Origin of the sequence: Paenibacillus beijingensis (assembly GCF_000961095.1) — a bacterium.
Classification (GTDB): domain Bacteria; phylum Bacillota; class Bacilli; order Paenibacillales; family Paenibacillaceae; genus Paenibacillus_O; species Paenibacillus_O beijingensis.
This window is the reverse complement of sequence record NZ_CP011058.1, coordinates 1,479,234-1,496,081: the sequence shown is the minus strand read 5'-3', so window position 1 is coordinate 1,496,081 and position 16,848 is coordinate 1,479,234. Positions and strand designations below refer to the sequence as shown.

At 53.4% G+C, this 16,848-nt stretch carries 15 protein-coding genes; 11 read left to right on the top strand and 4 right to left on the bottom strand.

Annotated elements, in window-relative coordinates:
- Window positions 1-770: 770 nt before the first annotated feature.
- The gene (gene dat / locus VN24_RS06770; RefSeq protein ID WP_045669768.1) at window positions 771-1,634 is read left to right on the top strand and encodes a D-amino-acid transaminase; all 864 of its coding nucleotides are present in this window, start codon (window positions 771-773) and stop codon (window positions 1,632-1,634) included.
- A gap of 71 nt (window positions 1,635-1,705) precedes the next feature.
- Here the strand turns inward: dat and VN24_RS06765 are convergent, their stop codons facing one another.
- Together VN24_RS06765 and VN24_RS06760 are read right to left on the bottom strand one after the other, a co-directional pair.
- Window positions 1,706-2,032, bottom strand: a complete 327-nt coding sequence (locus tag VN24_RS06765; protein WP_052702828.1) for an HIT family protein — start codon at window positions 2,030-2,032, stop codon at window positions 1,706-1,708.
- 129 nt (window positions 2,033-2,161) lie between these two features.
- On the bottom strand, window positions 2,162-2,779 hold the full coding sequence (locus tag VN24_RS06760) for a flavin reductase family protein (RefSeq protein WP_045669767.1): 618 nt from the start codon (window positions 2,777-2,779) through the stop codon (window positions 2,162-2,164).
- A gap of 288 nt (window positions 2,780-3,067) precedes the next feature.
- On the opposite strand from VN24_RS06760, the gene VN24_RS06755 reads away from it, so the two are divergent.
- From VN24_RS06755 to VN24_RS06745, 3 genes are all read left to right on the top strand, one after another.
- Window positions 3,068-4,210, top strand: a complete 1,143-nt coding sequence (locus VN24_RS06755; RefSeq protein WP_238590848.1) for a DUF3048 domain-containing protein — start codon at window positions 3,068-3,070, stop codon at window positions 4,208-4,210.
- A gap of 293 nt (window positions 4,211-4,503) precedes the next feature.
- Window positions 4,504-5,115 (top strand): DUF47 domain-containing protein, encoded by a 612-nt coding sequence (locus VN24_RS06750; RefSeq protein WP_045669766.1) that lies wholly within the window; start codon window positions 4,504-4,506, stop codon window positions 5,113-5,115.
- 22 nt (window positions 5,116-5,137) lie between these two features.
- The gene (locus VN24_RS06745) at window positions 5,138-6,139 is read left to right on the top strand and encodes an inorganic phosphate transporter (RefSeq protein ID WP_045669765.1); all 1,002 of its coding nucleotides are present in this window, start codon (window positions 5,138-5,140) and stop codon (window positions 6,137-6,139) included.
- A gap of 62 nt (window positions 6,140-6,201) precedes the next feature.
- Here the strand turns inward: VN24_RS06745 and VN24_RS26205 are convergent, their stop codons facing one another.
- Window positions 6,202-6,723, bottom strand: a complete 522-nt coding sequence (locus VN24_RS26205) for a hypothetical protein (RefSeq protein WP_052702827.1) — start codon at window positions 6,721-6,723, stop codon at window positions 6,202-6,204.
- A 185-nt stretch (window positions 6,724-6,908) separates the two neighbouring features.
- On the opposite strand from VN24_RS26205, the gene VN24_RS06735 reads away from it, so the two are divergent.
- The 4 genes from VN24_RS06735 (at window position 6,909) to rlmD (ending at window position 10,662) form a co-directional block, all read left to right on the top strand.
- On the top strand, window positions 6,909-7,199 hold the full coding sequence (locus VN24_RS06735; protein WP_006038628.1) for a YerC/YecD family TrpR-related protein: 291 nt from the start codon (window positions 6,909-6,911) through the stop codon (window positions 7,197-7,199).
- A 4-nt stretch (window positions 7,200-7,203) separates the two neighbouring features.
- Window positions 7,204-8,001, top strand: a complete 798-nt coding sequence (locus VN24_RS06730) for a sirohydrochlorin chelatase (RefSeq protein ID WP_045669764.1) — start codon at window positions 7,204-7,206, stop codon at window positions 7,999-8,001.
- A gap of 11 nt (window positions 8,002-8,012) precedes the next feature.
- Window positions 8,013-8,924 carry a diacylglycerol kinase gene (locus tag VN24_RS06725; protein ID WP_045673052.1) on the top strand — a complete coding sequence of 304 codons (912 nt, stop codon included), beginning with the start codon at window positions 8,013-8,015 and terminating at the stop codon, window positions 8,922-8,924.
- Between the two features lie 289 nt (window positions 8,925-9,213).
- Window positions 9,214-10,662: a 23S rRNA (uracil(1939)-C(5))-methyltransferase RlmD gene (gene rlmD, locus VN24_RS06720; protein ID WP_052702826.1), complete on the top strand. Its 1,449-nt coding sequence runs from the start codon at window positions 9,214-9,216 to the stop codon at window positions 10,660-10,662.
- Between the two features lie 907 nt (window positions 10,663-11,569).
- Here rlmD and VN24_RS06710 read toward each other — a convergent pair.
- On the bottom strand, window positions 11,570-12,436 hold the full coding sequence (locus VN24_RS06710) for an AraC family transcriptional regulator (RefSeq protein WP_045669763.1): 867 nt from the start codon (window positions 12,434-12,436) through the stop codon (window positions 11,570-11,572).
- 162 nt (window positions 12,437-12,598) lie between these two features.
- On the opposite strand from VN24_RS06710, the gene melA reads away from it, so the two are divergent.
- From melA to VN24_RS06695, 3 genes are all read left to right on the top strand, one after another.
- Window positions 12,599-13,897 carry an alpha-glucosidase/alpha-galactosidase gene (gene melA / locus VN24_RS06705; RefSeq protein ID WP_045669762.1) on the top strand — a complete coding sequence of 433 codons (1,299 nt, stop codon included), beginning with the start codon at window positions 12,599-12,601 and terminating at the stop codon, window positions 13,895-13,897.
- A 294-nt stretch (window positions 13,898-14,191) separates the two neighbouring features.
- On the top strand, window positions 14,192-15,061 hold the full coding sequence (locus VN24_RS06700) for a MurR/RpiR family transcriptional regulator (RefSeq protein ID WP_045669761.1): 870 nt from the start codon (window positions 14,192-14,194) through the stop codon (window positions 15,059-15,061).
- Window positions 15,062-15,247: 186 nt separating this feature from the next.
- The gene (locus VN24_RS06695) at window positions 15,248-16,843 is read left to right on the top strand and encodes an FAD-dependent oxidoreductase (protein ID WP_045669760.1); all 1,596 of its coding nucleotides are present in this window, start codon (window positions 15,248-15,250) and stop codon (window positions 16,841-16,843) included.
- The last annotated feature ends 5 nt before the right edge of the window (window positions 16,844-16,848 follow it).

Here is a 16,848-nt window from a genome sequence, read left to right as displayed (position 1 = left end):
GAAAAAGGAAAGCCGCTGCGCGGCGGGGATGATCTTACGATCGCGGCCCGTGGCCGGATTATATTTGATCGTACCCCCTGCAGGGTTCCGATCCGTTATCACGCATGCTTTCGAAGTGTGGATTTTCCTTACGGATTGGCCCTTTTTGAGGCCAATCAATGGCTATACCTACTCTAACGGAACTCACTGCCGTTATTAGCAGAAAATTGTTCATTTCTCCAACGTAACGGATGCCAGAGTCGTTATGTGGCAGATAAACCGCCTCAATATGATCTTTTTCAGCAAATAGAGTCTCCTGGTTCCGTTACATTTTTTAACTGCTTCATTTCCTTCAAATAGCGTCTCCCCAGTCCGTTAGGATTTCCATAACCGGATCTCCGTTGTCCCTGCTCCGGGCTTGCCGAAAGCAAGCCGTGTGATCGGGGCGATTTGCCTTGCCCACAAAAAAAGCAGACGGCCTTGTATTTCAGCCATACAATTGTAACCTGTTTCAGAGATGTAATTGTAACCTGGAAGGTATTTTATACTAGCCGTAGAATTTTAGATGGTGTCCTCAAATAGGATCAATGCAGAAGTGGTTTGAAACAGCAGCCAATATCAGACCGGAAAAGGACGGGTCAACTGCGTGCATGCTTCTCCGATGTGAAAGTAGAAAAAATGGCGTTCAGCTGCTGACGAAGATATTGAGAACCCGCGCTTTTTGCACCGGATAGGAGAATCGAAAGCGCGAAGGTGTCCTGCCATCAAATGCCGAAGAGGAGGGGATCCTAATGGAATCTGTCATTATGAATGGAGAATTGCGGAATCGAGACCAGTGCCTGATCTCTTTTGAAGACCGCGGATACCAGTTTGGGGACGGTGTTTATGAGGTCATTCGAGTCTATGGGGGCCGTCCTTTTCTTATGGAAGAGCACCTGCATCGTTTCAAACGCAGTGCAGACGAATTAAAAATCCGTTTAGCCTGGGATGAGCAGGAGCTGGCGCTTATGTTTAATGAGCTGGTGGCTGTCAACGAGGTGATGGACGGTAAAATTTATGTCCAGCTTACGCGCGGGGCGGCGAAACGCGACCATCTGTTTCCCGGTCAGGCGGAACCTGTGCTGATTGCTTATACAGACCCGGCATCCCGGCCTTTGGACAAAATGAACAAGGGGATTCGCGTCATGACAGTGGATGATATCCGCTGGCTGCGGGTGGATATCAAGTCGTTAAATCTGCTGCCGAATGTGCTTGTGCGTCAGCAGGCGCACGATGCCGGTGCGGATGATGCGATCTTCGTCCGGAACGGCATCGTTACCGAAGGAAGCTCGTCCAATGTGTTCGGCGTGAAAGACGGGATTTGCTACACGCATCCGGCGGGCAATCTGATCTTAAACGGTATTACGCGCCAGAAGCTGCTGCAGCTGGCTGAGGCTCACGGAATCGCTTGTGTGGAACAGGCTTTTACCCGGGATCAGCTGCTGGAGATGGATGAAGTGTTTATTTCCGGAACGATTTCCGAGGTGACGCCTGTCATAGCCGTTGATGGGCAGCCGATTGGAAACGGGAAGCCGGGCGCTATAACCGCCAAATTCCAGGAAGCATTGGCCGAAGCCGTGCGCAGCGCATGTCCTTCTGCAGATATTCGGATGTGAAATCGGATTTGGGAATGAAAAAGCGTGTGCCCTCCCCTTTCATGGGGAGGGCACACGCTTTAGCCCGCTACTTAGCTCGAATAAGCCGACTGCATCCGTTCATCCAGTTTTTCCGAAATTCTCTTTCTCATATCGCCGTTTTCGGTTTCAGAATATTGATATTGCTGCAGGGTCCACATCGTCTTTGGATATTGCCAAACAGGCATCGTTTTGCGCTCCTCCGGCTCCCACTCATATCTCGGAAAAACATGGGCATGCAGAAAAGTATCTGTATTCCCGTAGATCGAATAGTTGATGCGGCGCGGATTTAATGCGTCTTGAATCGCGTCTCCCAGCAAACTCATATCGAGCAAATATTCGCTTCTTTGCCGATAGGTCAGATCGTTTAAAGGTGTCACCGCTCCTCATCCGCCGAAGCACCATCGGATTTTCTCCGCGCTGCACCGCTCCGATCCGGTCCTTTTTCCACTCTTCCCCAGTATCCAGAGTCTTTCACCGTCCCTCCCAAAATGAATCTTCATTCGTCTCTAAGGCCGCTCAAGCACGAATCGTTCGCCAAGCTTCGCATAATCGTTTCCGGCCAGCCGGCTGACCGGCTTCAGTTTGTCCAGCACAATATAGCCCTGATCCACATCATATACTCGCTCATCGATTTCATAATGAACAACCCGCAATAGAAAAAAATCATTCACTATCTCGCCCCGATCGTTCTCGATCGTCAAATGACGGTGCAGCGTAACCTCCAGCCTGACGGGCGCCTCGGCAATGCCCGGCACGTTGACCCGCTTGCTTGCCGCGGTCGTTAGCCGGGTCAGCTCCAGTTCGCTTTGGTCCGCGCGAAGACGGGCGGCGGTTTGGTTCATATCAAAGGCGGTGTTTTCATCGACGATATGGACGACGCCCTCACCGTTATGAAGCAGATTTCGGGCGGTATCCTTATGATCGCCTCCACTACGTGCGACCGATATGGAGAGAAGGGGCGGCTCGGTGCAGACGACGTTGAAAAAGCTGAAAGGCGCGGCATTCACAACGCCGTTCACACTGGAGAGCGTGGTCACAAACGCAATCGGACGCGGAACGACGAGACCCGATAAGAGCTTATAGTTTTCGTTGGCGCTAATAGAATCCGAATCAAATGAAATCATCGGCTGTTTCCTCCTAAATTGGTTTCGTCTTGCCGGTCTTGAATGGACATGATGCAGCACTCCGGCTTTCTTTCGTTCAAACACACTCTGTCTAACTTTCATTATACACGGCTTGGGCGGGTCATCGCTTCATGCAGAGATAGGTCGCTTCGCGCATGCAGGGATAGGCTCCTGTAGTGATGAGAGGCTTCGCCTCTGCATATGATAAAATGATAGAATAGGGTCTGATTGGCAATTCACACCAAACAAAGTCCTTGCTACGAAGGGCTGCACCTGCGGAGGAAAAAAATGAACTTATCGACGATGATCTCGAAGCGATGGATGGGCAACAAACGAAAGGGTGCGATGCTGCTGCTCATGATGCTGCTTGCCGTCGCGGCCGGCGGCTGCGCTGCGGAAAAGCCGGCGGACAGCCGGCCGGACGAGACGGCGGAGCAGCCGGGAAATTCGGGAGGCGGAGGCGCGGCTGACGTGCAGCCGGCCGAGGAGCCGGCGGAAGAGCCGGGGAATGGCGCCGCCGCGGCGTTCACCGCGCCGCTGACCGGTCTTGGCCGGGAGATGGAAGCGGCCGCGCGGCCGATTGCCGTCATGATCAACAATTTTCCGAAAGCGCGCCCGCAATCCGGCCTGCCGCATGCCGACATGGTATGGGAAGTGCTGGCGGAAGGCGGCATTACGCGGCTGGTGGCGATTTTTCAGAGCGAAGAAGACGACGTCACGATCGGACCGGTGCGCAGCATCCGGCCGTATTTGATCGACCTGGGCGATACGTTCCGGGCGGTGCTGGCCCATGCGGGCGGCAGCAACGACGCTTATGCGATTTTACAAAGGCAGAAGAAGCCCGATCTGGACGAGATCGGCAGCGCGGGCGCTTATTTCTGGCGGGACAAGTCGCGCAAAGCGCCGCATAACCTGTACACGAGCCTGCCGAAGCTGCGGGATGGAGCGGCCGACAAAGGCTATGCCTCCGGCGGAGAAGCCCCGGCGTTCACCTTTGCGGCGGAGGGCGCCGCTGATGCGGTCGCAGCGGGCGCTGCGGCGGAGCATGTGGAGCTGACTTTCCTGCTGAAGAGCTACAAGGTTTCGTACGACTACGACCCTAATACGAAGACCTATGGGCGTTTCATCAACGGCGAGCCGCACACCGATTTGACGAGCAGTGAGCAGCTAAGCGCCTCGAACCTCGTCGTCATCGGGGCGAAGCACCGCACGTACGACGATTACGGCAGGCTTGAAATCGACCTGCAAGCCGGCGGTCCGGCCGTGCTGTTCCAGTTTGGCCGTGCGGTGGAATGCCGGTGGGTAAGAGGGGTGGACGACGTCATCCGCATTGAGAAGGACGGCGTGGAGCTGCCTTTTGTACCGGGCAAAACCTACTACCATATCGTACCGATGAGCCCTAATTTCGAGTCGCATCTGCTCTACCGCTAGCCAAGTTCCCCGCCCGGGGTGCGACGGCGCCTGATAGCTGTCATCCTCAGCGGATGCCGATTCACGTTCACCAGCGCATGTACATATTCGTGCGGCGATAAGGTATGATCGGAAACTTTGGGAAACAATAGTACCGTTAAGGGCGGCAAAAGGAACGCGACCGTGTCGATTTTTTTGAAATTTTGTCATAAAACATTTACAAAACCTTAACAATCTCCTGTGAAACTGTGTTAAGATAAGTTCGGCCTTCCGGGGCCGTTCACTACCATTTTCCTTCGACAAAGGGGATTCGTATGTTTAAGAAAAAGGATATTTTCTTCAAAACATTTGAAGATATGGCGGATACGCTTGTGGAAGCCATCGAATTTTTTGCGAATGGCCTTGGGGATTTGAGCGACGTCGATACGTTCGCCAAAAAAATGAAAGAATTCGAAAGCAAATGCGACCGCTACACGCACACGATCCTGACGGAGCTGAACAAAACGTTCATTACGCCGATCGAACGGGAAGACATTATGGCGCTGACGACGGCGCTTGACGATGTGATGGACGAGATCGAAGCCTGTGCATCGCGCTTTGGCATGTATCAGGTCAAGGAAGCGGACGAGTATATGCGCCTGTTCGCAGATATTCTCGTGCGCAGCTCGCAGCAAATCAAGAAAGCGATCTACCTGCTGACCGAGAAAAAGCTGCTGGCGATCCGCGAGCCGAACATTGCCATCAACGAACTGGAAAATCAGGCGGACGACATCCTTCGCGTCAGCATCAAAACGCTGTTTGCGAACGTGACCGATCCGATCGAAATTATTAAACGCAAAGAAATGTACGAAATGCTGGAGAAAACGACCGACTACTGCGAAGACGTTGCCGATACTCTGGAATCCATTATTATGCGTAACAGCTAAGTCAGGGGACGAATAATACAAAATGGATACAACCTATATTGTGCTAGGCGTTGTCGTTTTTTTGGCATTGGCATTTGATTTTATAAACGGGTTTCACGACACGGCCAACGCGATCGCGACATCCGTATCGACACGGGCGCTGAAGCCGCGCGTCGCGATTTTGCTGGCGGCGGTCATGAACTTCGTCGGCGCGATTACGTTCACCGGCGTGGCGAAGAAGATCGGGGGCAGCGTGGCCGATCCCGCCAAGCTGTCGCACGGCGTCGAGATCGTCATTGCGGCGCTGATCAGCGCCATTGCCTGGAACCTGATCACATGGTGGTTCGGCATCCCGTCGTCCTCGTCGCACGCCCTGATCGGTTCGCTCGCGGGAGCGGTCATTTCGGCGGAAGGGCTGGACGGAATCAACGCTACCGGTTTCCTGGATATTATTAAGGCACTGATCTTCTCGCCGCTGATCGCGTTTACGCTCGGCTTTATTATTATGTGGATATTGAAAAAAGTGTTTGCCCGCTCCAGCCCGCATCAGGTGAACAAGGGTTTTCGTACCGGCCAGATTGTGACGGCAGCCTTCCAATCGTTCACCCACGGCACGAACGACGCGCAGAAAGCGATGGGCATCATTACGTTTGCGCTCGTAGCGGCTGGCCTGCAGGATCATCTTGAAGTTCCGCTGTGGGTCAAGCTCTCCGCTGCGCTCTCGATGGCGCTCGGCACGTCGGTCGGCGGCTGGAAAATCATCAAGACAATGGGCACGAAGATTTTCAAAATCGAGCCGATCAACGGCTTTGCCGCCGACATCGGTTCGGCTACCGTTATTTTGGTCGCGACGATGATTCATTTTCCGGTCAGCACGACGCATGTCATCACCTCGTCGATTCTCGGCGTAGGCAGCGCGAAGCGCTTCTCCAGCGTCCGCTGGGGGATGGCGGGACGGATCGTCATCTCGTGGATCGTGACGATTCCGATTACGATGCTGTTTGCGGCGCTTGTGTTCCAGATCATCGATTGGTTGTTCCTATAATAAAAAATCCTCCGGCCCGGCAGCGGCATGCTGCTTCGGTTCGGAGGATTTTTTGCGCCCGGCTAGCGGCGGCGCGTTTTTTTGCGCCGCGCCGCGCCGCGGGCGGTGGACGGCCGGCGGCGTTTTTTGCGCCTGCGCGGCTTCCATTCCGTGTCGTCGGTTGTCTGTGTCGTTGCAGCCTTCGCTCCGCCGCCTTTGCCGAAGGCGGAAAACATCATTTTCACAAACGGAGCCATCTGCTGTACATTGCCGACCACCTTCTGCACCTTCGTCATCGTCGAGAGGATGCCGTCGATGCCGCCCATGCGGTCGACGAGCCCCTTCAGCTCCGTCAGGTTGGGAAGGGAGAGTCCGCCGCTCTTTGTGGATTCGGCGGCCACAACTTCAACCGGAGCGGCGGCCGGCTCAGGCAGCTGCACCGGCAGAGCAGACGCCTGCGTATACTGCGGCGCTCCGAGCGGGACGGTCGGCTGTTCGCCGAAGAAATCGCCGCCAAGACCGGGGAAAGGGCCCGGACTTTGATAAGACTGCGGCTGCTGGAAACCGCCGGCGGCAGAATCGTTCCGGTAGTTCCGGTAGTTCACATGGATCACAACCCTTTTTTTATATAGTGTATGGGATAGGCAAACGTAAGGATTGGACGTTCGCCCGGTTGTGGGCGAAATACTCTCTCTTCCGTCCTGTAAAGCGTGAATACGGTAATGCTTGATTAAACGAACCCCTACCTTTACAATTAATCTATCCAGTTCTCATATTAGGGGTGACAGCAATGCAGCTAAAAAAGCTGAACGATAAAGCAATTGATCAATTGTTCGAAGCGGTACTGACGCTCAAATCGGTTGAGGAATGCTACATATTTTTTGACGATTTGTGCACCGTAAACGAGATACAGTCGCTTTCCCAGCGTCTGGAAGTGGCACGTATGCTGGGCAAGGGCAGCACATACAATCAGATAGAAGCCGAGACCGGCGCCAGCACGGCGACCATCTCCCGCGTGAAGCGATGCTTGAACTACGGCAACGACGGCTACAAAATGGCGCTGGAACGCCTGGGACGTTAATGCGATGACACATCCAGGCGTACTCGTCATAAGCCACGGATCGAGGGATAAAGAGTGGGTGCGCCTGGTGGACGAAGCGGTGGAGGCCGCCGCCTCGACCTTGACGGCCGGCGGCGTGCCGGTCGTTTCGTCGTTTCTGGAGATCGTCGAGGGCCGGCTCATCCAGGACGGCATCGACGAGCTGCTGGCGGCGGGCGTGCGCGAGCTGCTCGTGCTGCCGCTGTTCGTCTCCTCCGGCAGCACCCACGTGGACGATATTATGCAGGCGTTCGGACAGCCGCCGGTAAGCGCGAGGCGTGCGGGCGATTTCGCCGAACCGTTCCGGATCGGGGAAGCGCGCATCCATCCCGGACTGCCGATCGACGACGATCCGGAAATCGTCGACCTGCTGCTGGCAAACATTGCCGAGCTGACGCTTAACCAAGAGCGCGAAGCGCTGCTGCTCATCGGCCACGGCAGCCGGGAAGCCGTGTTCCACGGCCGCTACCGGCGGACGCTGAAGCGGCTCGCTGACTTGCTCGTCACCCGGGGCGGTTATGCCCGGGCCGAGACCGCGATGCTGCTGCCGGACCAGGCGGCGTGCAGGCTGGGCGCCATGAGGCGCAAGCGGCCGGATGAAGCGGTTATCGTCGTGCCGCTTTTTCTAAGCAGCGGATATTTCACGAGTCATGTCATTCCGTCGCGTCTTGACGGGCTGGAGTACCGGTACAACGGCCGGTCGATGCTCCCGCACCCGTTCGTCGCGAAGTGGATGGAGCGGCAAATGACGGAGTGGCTGAACAAGTTGGAGGGGAACGGATAGTGTCCAAATTTATGCACAAAAGGGCGCGGCTAATCTACAACCCGACATCCGGTCGGGAGGAGATGAAGCGCAGGCTGGCCGACATCCTGCACAAGCTGGAGAGCGGCGGCATCGAGACGAGCTGCCACGCCACCTCCGGCGAAGGCGACGCTTCGCTGGCGGCGAGAGAAGCAGCGGAGCGCGGCTTCGACATGATCATCGCGGCGGGCGGCGACGGCACGCTCTACGAGGTCATCAACGGGCTCGGCGAGATGGAGAACCGGCCTCCGCTCGGCATTTTGCCGCTCGGAACGACCAACGATTTCGCCCGTGCGCTCGGCATTCCGAAGCACTGGGAATACGCTTGCGAGCTGATCATCCAGCAGTACACGCGCCCCATCGACGTCGGGCGGGCGAACAACCGCTATTTTATCAACATCGCCGGCGGCGGCTCTCTGACCGAGCTGACCTACGAGGTGCCGAGCAAGCTGAAGACGATGATCGGACAGCTCGCCTACTATATGAAGGGTCTGGAAAAAATGACCCGCCTGCGCCCGACCGAGCTGCACATCACCGCCGAGGGCTACGGCGAAATCCACGAGGAGATCATGCTGTTCCTCATCTGCAACAGCAACTCCGTCGGCGGCTTCGAGAAGCTCGCCCCGATGGCGAAGCTCGATGACGGCATGTTCGAAGTGCTCGTGCTGCGCAAATGCAACCTGGCCGAGTTCATCCGCCTGGTCACGCTGGCGCTGCGCGGGGAGCACCTGAACGACCCGCACATCATACATTTCAAGACCCGCTCGCTCGAGGTCACCACGCCGGACTACGTCCAGCTCAACCTCGACGGCGAATACGGCGGCACGCTGCCGTGCAACTTCACGGTGCTGCCCGCGCACTTGAACATTTTCGTCGATGAGCAGGGGAACTCGACTTATCAGTAAGGGAATAAGAGCTCAGCAATGGGGCAGTCGCTACATTTATCAGCTCTGGCAGAAGCGGAAGCGAAAACGTGAATAACAACAACGAAAGCAACTATTTAAGCCACCGGACCCCCTTTGGCAGGCTTGGTCGCTTATATGAAATAAAGCAATGAATGCCGGCTCGGCCCGATCCTTAACCTCATGAAGCATTTGTAGGGTGAATGGTGAACATTTACCTCATTAAGCGCTCTTATGAAGAATGGTTAACGGGGCTAAACCGGCATTTTAAGAACGGAGCGATTGAACGGATATGAAACATCAAGTGCCGGTCGGCAAGAACGATATCGTCATCCTCGACATTGTCGGCCTGACGCATGAAGGCGAAGGGGTAGGGCGCGCGGACGGCTTTACCCTTTTTGTGCAGGGTGCGCTGCCCGGGGAGCGGGTGAAGGCCAAAGTGCTGAAGGTGAAAAAGCAGTACGGCTACGCCAAGCAGCTCGAGCTGCTGCAGAGCAGCCCCGACCGCGTCGACGCCCCTTGCCCGATCTACAAGCAGTGCGGCGGCTGCCAGCTGCAGCATATGGGCTACGACGCCCAGCTGCGCTGGAAGCGCCAGCACGTCGTGGACAACCTTGTGCGCATTGGCAAGCTGCCGGTTGCGGGGACGATGGAACAGGGCGGGGCTTCTTCAGGAGAGCGCCCCGCCGTTATCGTCCATCCGACCATCGGCATGGACAACCCTTGGCGCTACCGCAACAAGGCGCAGGTGCCGATCGGCATGGCGATGGCATCGCTGGAAGGCGGCGCGGGCGGCGGCCTGATCGGGGGTTTCTACGCGCGCGGCAGCCACCGCATCATCGACATGGACGAGTGTCTGATCCAGCATGAGCAGAACGACGAAGTCGTCCGCCGCGTGAAAGAGATCGGAAAGCGGCTCGGAATCACCGCCTACGACGAAGAGAGCGGCCGCGGCCTGCTGCGCCATGTCGTCGTGCGGACCGGTTTTATCAGCGGCGAAATTATGGTCGTACTGGTCACTAACGGCAGGAAGATTCCGCACGCCGATCAGTGGATCGAAGGCATCCGCGAAGCGATTCCGGGCGTGACCAGCATCGTGCAAAACATCAACACCCGCACAACCAATGTCATTTTCGGCGATGAAACGCGCACCCTGTGGGGCAGCGACGTCATTTACGACGAGCTGGACGGCATCCGCTTCGCGATCTCGGCGCGGTCGTTCTATCAGGTAAACCCGGCGCAGACGGTGGAGCTGTACCGCAAAGCGGTGGAGTACGCCGGATTAACAGGCTCGGAGAACGTCATCGACGCCTATTGTGGCATCGGAACCATCTCTTTGTTCCTCGCCCGTCAGGCTGGACAAGTCTACGGAGTTGAGATTGTGCCGGAAGCGATTGAGGACGCGAAGCGCAACGCGGAACTAAACGGCATCGACAACGCTTCGTTCGAATCGGGTCCGGCGGAAGTGGTCATTCCCCGCTGGCGCAAGGAAGGGATCGCCGCCGACGTCATCGTCGTCGACCCGCCGCGCAAAGGCTGCGACACCGCGCTGCTGGAGACGATTTTGGCAATGAAGCCTGAGCGGGTGGTATATGTATCGTGTAATCCGTCGACACTGGCGAGGGATCTGCGGGTACTGGAGGACGGCGGGTACCGGACGGTTGAGGTTCAGCCGGTGGATATGTTTCCGCATACGGTGCACGTAGAATCGGTCGCACTGCTTGTGCGGAAGGACATGTAAATAGAAATCAAAGTCATTTCAAAGCCTAAATAGTGGTACTAAAGCCTAAATAGTCATCCTACGAGCCGAGCGAAATTCAGGGATCCACTCCTGTTTTTTTTTCGGCTTTTTTCTCTGCTTCTAAAGGGGCGAAAGAACCGTAAATGCAGGGGAAGCCTTGTGGGGAATAAGGACTTTTTTTCTCGATCATTTCCTCCAATTTCCTTCTGCCGGCTTCGATAATGCCAATGAAACGGGGGGTTATCGATAAGGATCATACTCCCCATTTCCCTGCCCGGCTTGGCAACGACATCCATCTTTCGTTACATGCTTTCGTGGAATGACTTTTTGATGTCATTAATCTGGATCAGGTTAAATTATTTATGTTGACAGGCTTTTTAGATGAATGAACATGGGTATTCATTATGAAGTGATTTCCGAAGATGATTGATTTGCCTTTAGGATTTGTGCAATGAATTAATGGCTTATCAAATTGGGTATGTGTACAGCAATATTTCACCCAAGGAGACATATTCTAATGATTTTTGCTACTTTTATTGACATGGATTCAGTTGAAAATGATGATGTAGGTTGTCTCTCCCATTTTTATTTAAAGGACGATTTCGCGGCACGGGCATTGGTTCTGTATTATTCGATGGATCTTTAGAGTGGTTAAATTCATTTACGTCAGTTCGTGATCAGTTTATCTTTGTATCCAAATGGGAATGATCATGCTTTAACATTTTATCGAGGGAAAGGGTTCAAAATAAGTCACCAAATCCTCGACGGGTTTATTACAGTGTTAAGGAATACATAATGGGAATTTCGATGGTAGAGGATTTTTTTGCTCAGGGAAAGATTCATTAGGATTTATGCGCTACAGATTTATAGGCGTAACATCGTGCAGTTTGCTATACAAAATTGAAGATTAATATGATCTGTGCGACTCCCGGTATGAAGTCGGGGATTGGCCGCTCCACTTATGAAACTGCTTGGAGAAATAGAACGCGTCGGTAAAACCAACCGAAGCTGCGACTTGAACGATCGTAAGCCGACTTTCGAGCAGTAGTGCCGAAGCTCGCTCCATTCGGATTTTCAGCAAATACTGCATCGGTGACAGGCCTGTGACCCGCTTGAACATCTTCGACAAATGGGTACGATGATATCCGAGAGTCCGACTCATCAATTCAATCGAAACGGGCTGGTTAAACTGGACGGAAAGCCATTGGATCGCATGCGCGATCTGCCTTTCGATTTCCGAAGGCGGCAGCTGTTTCGCAGAGATGCCGGAACGATTAGCCTTGCCGAACGCGTGTAGCAGCAAGCGCAGATGCCCCTTCGCCTCTAGGTCCGCAAGCACGACGGTGTCGGCGTGAAGCAGACCATTGCGCAGCTCCCTGTATCGATCGAACAAGTCGGCTTCACCTCTCCGAATAACCGGTTGCTGTAGGGTAATGCCAATCGAGGAGAGCAGCGACTCGCTCGCATGGCCGACAAACGCAACCCATACATAATGCCATGGATTCTGTTTATCCGCTTCATAGAAGAACAACTCACCAGGAAAAATGACGAACGTATCTCCCGATTTGCAAGCATACCGGCGTCCACCTGTTTCAAAGCAGCCCTCTCCCGATATGACGGTATGGACGAGATAATAATCGCGTAGCGCAGGCCCTTGCGAGTGAGCGCTATAAGGCCTGCCTTCCCCGGAGAACAGGACTGACAGTTCCCCGTGGGCGGGCGCAGGATTGACGGCGACAGTAAAATGGAAATGATCTGGATAATGGACAGCCAAAGTCGGTTTCCTCCAAGAAAAGTAATTTAGCTACATCGTAGACTATAAGCCTACAAATGTCGAGATGATAACTTCTTTCTTCCATGGTATATGAGTTGGGATTTGCCTTATTCTAATTGTAGAGAGCGGTCTCATATATCATTCATAATCGGAGGGAATAGAATGTCAAAAATCACATTTCTGGGTGCGGGCAGCACGGTTTTCGCAAAAAACGTATTGGGAGACTGTATGCTGACGCCAGCCCTGCAGGGATTTGAACTCGCTTTATTCGATATTAACGAAGAGCGGCTGAAGGATTCGGAGAACATGCTCAATAACATCAAGCAAACCACAGGCAGCGCCTGCACCGTCAAGGCGTATACTAACCGCAAGGAAGCACTGAGGGGCGCGAAATATATAGTCAACGCCATCCAGGTGGGCGGGTACGATCCTTGCACGATCACAGATTTTGAAATTCCGAAGAAATACGGACTTCGCCAGACGATTGCGGATACGGTCGGCATCGGCGGTCTATTCCGTAACCTGCGTACGATTCCCGTCATGCTGGATTTCGCGGAGGACGTCCGAGAGGTGTGCCCGGATGCGTGGTTCCTCAATTATACGAATCCTATGGCCGTCCTCACGAATGTTATGAACACATATGGCGGCGTTCGCACGGTTGGACTGTGTCACAGCGTTCAGGCATGCATTCCCGAACTGTTCAAAAATCTGGATATGAATCCGGAAGGCGTCCAGGCTAAAATCGCTGGGATCAACCATATGGCTTGGCTACTCGAGGTATCGAAAGACGGTGTTGACCTGTATCCGGAGATCAAGCGGCGCGCGGCCGAGAAGCAGAAGGAAAAGCACCATGATATGGTCCGCCTCGAAATGATGCTGAAGTTCGGCTATTACATCACGGAGTCGTCGGAGCATAACGCCGAATATCATCCGTATTTTATCAAAAAGAACTACCCGGAGCTGATCGAACGGTTCAATATCCCGCTGGATGAATATCCGCGTCGCTGTATTTACCAGATTGAGTCGTGGAAGATGATGCGCGATGAGCTTGTGAATGATAAAAACCTTACTCACAAGCGTTCGCACGAGTATGCATCGTACATTTTCGAAGCGATGGAGACGGGTGTTCCGATAAAAATCGGCGGCAATGTGATGAATACCGGGCTCATCCCGAACCTGCCGGTGGAAGCGTGCGTCGAGGTGCCATGTCTTGTGGATCGGAGCGGCGTGACACCGACTTACGTCGGGAACCTGCCGCCGCAGGCTGCGGCGCTTAACCGGACCAACATCAACACTCAACTGTTGACAATTGAAGCGGCGATTACACGCAAGCGCGAGCATATCTACCATGCGGCGATGCTTGATCCGCATACGTCCGCGGAGCTGTCCATCGATGACATTGTCTCGCTGTGCGACGACCTGATCGAAGCGCATGGCGATTGGCTGCCGAAGTATAGTTGAGTGAACGATCGTCATATAAAGGATAATAGGAAAGCGGGGCCGGCTAAAAGCTTGGCCCCGCTTGTTCGATTTTCCGGTTCCCTTAAAGAATGCCTACGTTAAGCCTAGTGCTCCATCGTGACGGGTTCTAAGACACAAAGTGGGCAATGTTTACCTGAGTGCATAGTTGTAAATTGTGGAGTTTTTCTTCTTTTTTATGAAAGTAAAGAATTGTGTGATTGAACTCAACTTGTCAATTCACTTGTAATGATCTATTCTTTTACTATGATAAAAAAGAAAAGCGAGTGATTATATTTGGCAAGAGTGGGATCGAAGCTTCAACAATCGAATACGCTGCTCATGATATCTAGTGTTTATTCTTCTCTCACTAAAGCGGAGAAAAAAGTGGCGGATGTAGTCAAAAACAACCCTGAGGAGGCTGTGCTGGCAACCGTCACTGATTTAGCCGAACAAGCGGGTGTAGGTGAAACTTCGGTTATCCGTTTTTCCCGGAAATTGGGCTTTCGCGGCTTTCACGAATTCAAACTCTCGGTTGCCCAGGATTTGGTCGATCGTCCACCTTCAGTTTCGAATATGGAAATCGAAGAGAAAGACGACGTGATGACAGTAGCCAGAAAAGTTACGATGAAGCATGAGATTCTGCTGAAGAACACGCTGGATCTCGTGAATGTGGACAACCTCAAGCAAGCGGTGGACAATATGCTGGCCGCCAATAAAATTCTCGTGTACGGTGTTGGTTCCTCCGGTATTACGGCGATGGACCTGCACTTCAGGCTGATGCGGATCGGTATGAACGTTGAAGCGCATCGGGACGCGCATATCATTGCAATGTCCGCCGCACTGGTGAAGAAAGGGGACCTTGTCTTCGGCATCTCCACATCCGGCAGCACCCGGGACCTGGTTGACCCGGTTCGCCAAGCGAAGAATAACGGAGCGGTCGTCATTTGTCTTACGGGACATCTTCGTTCTCCTATTGCCGCTTATGCCGACAATGTTCTTTTGGTTCCTTCTAGGGAATTGCCGACTGAAGGTGGGGCTTTATCGACGAAATTTTCGCAAATTCATCTGCTGGACATCCTCTGTACACTGCTGATGCTGAAGAAGGGTACGGCGAAAGACTCGCTGGAGAAAACGGCTCGTTCAGTAGCCGACAAGCTGTATTGAAGCAACCTTTTTAACCGCCATTGCATGAGACATTGGATAACAGATTTGCCTAAGGAACGATCGTTAATGATCGTTCCTTTAAATTTATTTTATATTGGATATTTTATTCTAAATATAATAAAATAGTGGGATAATTCTTCAAATAATGATACAATAAATTCATAATTGAAGCTCTGCAGAAAGGCGATGAGAATGAAAGAGACTGCGGATATAATCGTGCTGGGCGGTGGACTCGGAGGTTGTATGGCTGCAATGGCTGGTGCGAAGATGGGACTTCAAGTCATCCTGACGGAGGAAACGGATTGGCTTGGTGGCCAATTGACAAGCCAGGCGGTTCCCCCGGATGAGCATTCATGGATAGAAAGTTTCGGCTGCACCCGGACGTATAGGGAATTCCGTGAAAGGGTGCGGCGGTATTATAAGGATAACTATCCATTGAGAGAAGAGACCCGTCGGGAGGAGATTTTGAACCCCGGCAACGGGTGGGTAAGCCGCCTCTGCCACGAGCCAAAGGTTGCTTTACGCGTGATTGAAGATATGCTGGCACCATACGTCAACAGCGGCCGTATTGCCGTGTATTACGGATTTCGACCGGTGGATGCTGCTACTGAAGAAGATTACATCAAATCGGTCACGGTGCGGCACATAACGACAGGGGTAATGATAACGCTGCAAGGTGCCTGCTATTTGGATGCCACTGAATGCGGTGATGTACTGCCGATAGCCGGCGTAGAATATGTGACTGGAGCCGAGGCCCACAGCGAAACAGGAGAACCGCATGCTCCGGAGAAGTCGGATCCGCTTGACATCCAATCGATTACTCATGTGTTCGCGCTTGACTATAAGGAAGGCGGCGACTTTACGATCGATAAACCGGAGCAGTATGAATTCTGGCGGGCATTCGTTCCCGGATTTTCTCGGTATCCTCAGCTCAGCTGGATCATACCGGATGTGAATAAGGAAGATGAAATGAAAGAAATCGCCTTTTTCCCGGATGGTATCGAGCCCATGCCGCTTTGGACGTATCGGAGAATCATAGATGCTTCCATATTTAGTGATGGATTATATGAGAGCGACATCACCCTTGTTAACTGGAGCCAGAACGATTACTTCCTTGGGCCAATTTACGATGTGCCGGAAGAGGAAAGACTTAAGCATCTGGAAGGCGCCAGGCAGCTTAGCCTTTCGCTTGTGTATTGGCTTCAGACCGAGGCTCCGAGGCCGGATGGGGGTCGGGGCTATCCCGGTATCCGGCTCCGCGGAGACGTTCTTGGTTCGGAGGATGGCATGGCGAAGCATCCGTATATCCGGGAATCGAGGCGGATCAAAGCCGTCCAGACGATTACGGAGAATGACGTAAGCAGAGAAGTTCGAGGGGAGCAGGGAATTCGACGTTACGATGACAGCATAGGGGTGGGCAGTTATCATCTGGACCTGCATCCGACTACACGGTCGAACCGGATGTTCTATATTCCGAGTTACCCTTACGAGATTCCACTCGGATCGCTGCTTCCAATTCGCGTGAAAAACCTGCTGCCGGCATGCAAAAACATCGGGACGACCCAAATCGCAAACGGCTGTTACCGGCTTCATCCGACGGAATGGAATATTGGCGAATCCGCCGGATATTTGGCTGCGTATGCTGTAAAGAACGGGGTATTGAACCATATGGTCCGTGACAACCCTCAGCATCTTAAGGCATTTTTAGAATTGCTCGGGCAGGAAGGAATCGAAACTCATTGGCCGGACGATCTATTAAAGCCCCTCAGTAATCGGAATTAGTTTCG

Excerpts from the sequence above, each read along its gene's own strand:
- dat (WP_045669768.1), top strand. The coding sequence starts at position 771 with ATGGAATCTGTCATTATGAATGGAGAATTGCGGAATCGAGACCAGTGC.
- VN24_RS06760 (WP_045669767.1), bottom strand. The coding sequence starts at position 2,779 with ATGATTTCATTTGATTCGGATTCTATTAGCGCCAACGAAAACTATAAG.
- VN24_RS06755 (WP_238590848.1), top strand. The coding sequence starts at position 3,068 with ATGAACTTATCGACGATGATCTCGAAGCGATGGATGGGCAACAAACGA.
- VN24_RS06750 (WP_045669766.1), top strand. The coding sequence starts at position 4,504 with ATGTTTAAGAAAAAGGATATTTTCTTCAAAACATTTGAAGATATGGCG.
- VN24_RS06745 (WP_045669765.1), top strand. The coding sequence starts at position 5,138 with ATGGATACAACCTATATTGTGCTAGGCGTTGTCGTTTTTTTGGCATTG.
- VN24_RS06735 (WP_006038628.1), top strand. The coding sequence starts at position 6,909 with ATGCAGCTAAAAAAGCTGAACGATAAAGCAATTGATCAATTGTTCGAA.
- VN24_RS06730 (WP_045669764.1), top strand. The coding sequence starts at position 7,204 with ATGACACATCCAGGCGTACTCGTCATAAGCCACGGATCGAGGGATAAA.
- VN24_RS06725 (WP_045673052.1), top strand. The coding sequence starts at position 8,013 with ATGCACAAAAGGGCGCGGCTAATCTACAACCCGACATCCGGTCGGGAG.
- rlmD (WP_052702826.1), top strand. The coding sequence starts at position 9,214 with ATGAAACATCAAGTGCCGGTCGGCAAGAACGATATCGTCATCCTCGAC.
- melA (WP_045669762.1), top strand. The coding sequence starts at position 12,599 with ATGTCAAAAATCACATTTCTGGGTGCGGGCAGCACGGTTTTCGCAAAA.
- VN24_RS06695 (WP_045669760.1), top strand. The coding sequence starts at position 15,248 with ATGAGAATGAAAGAGACTGCGGATATAATCGTGCTGGGCGGTGGACTC.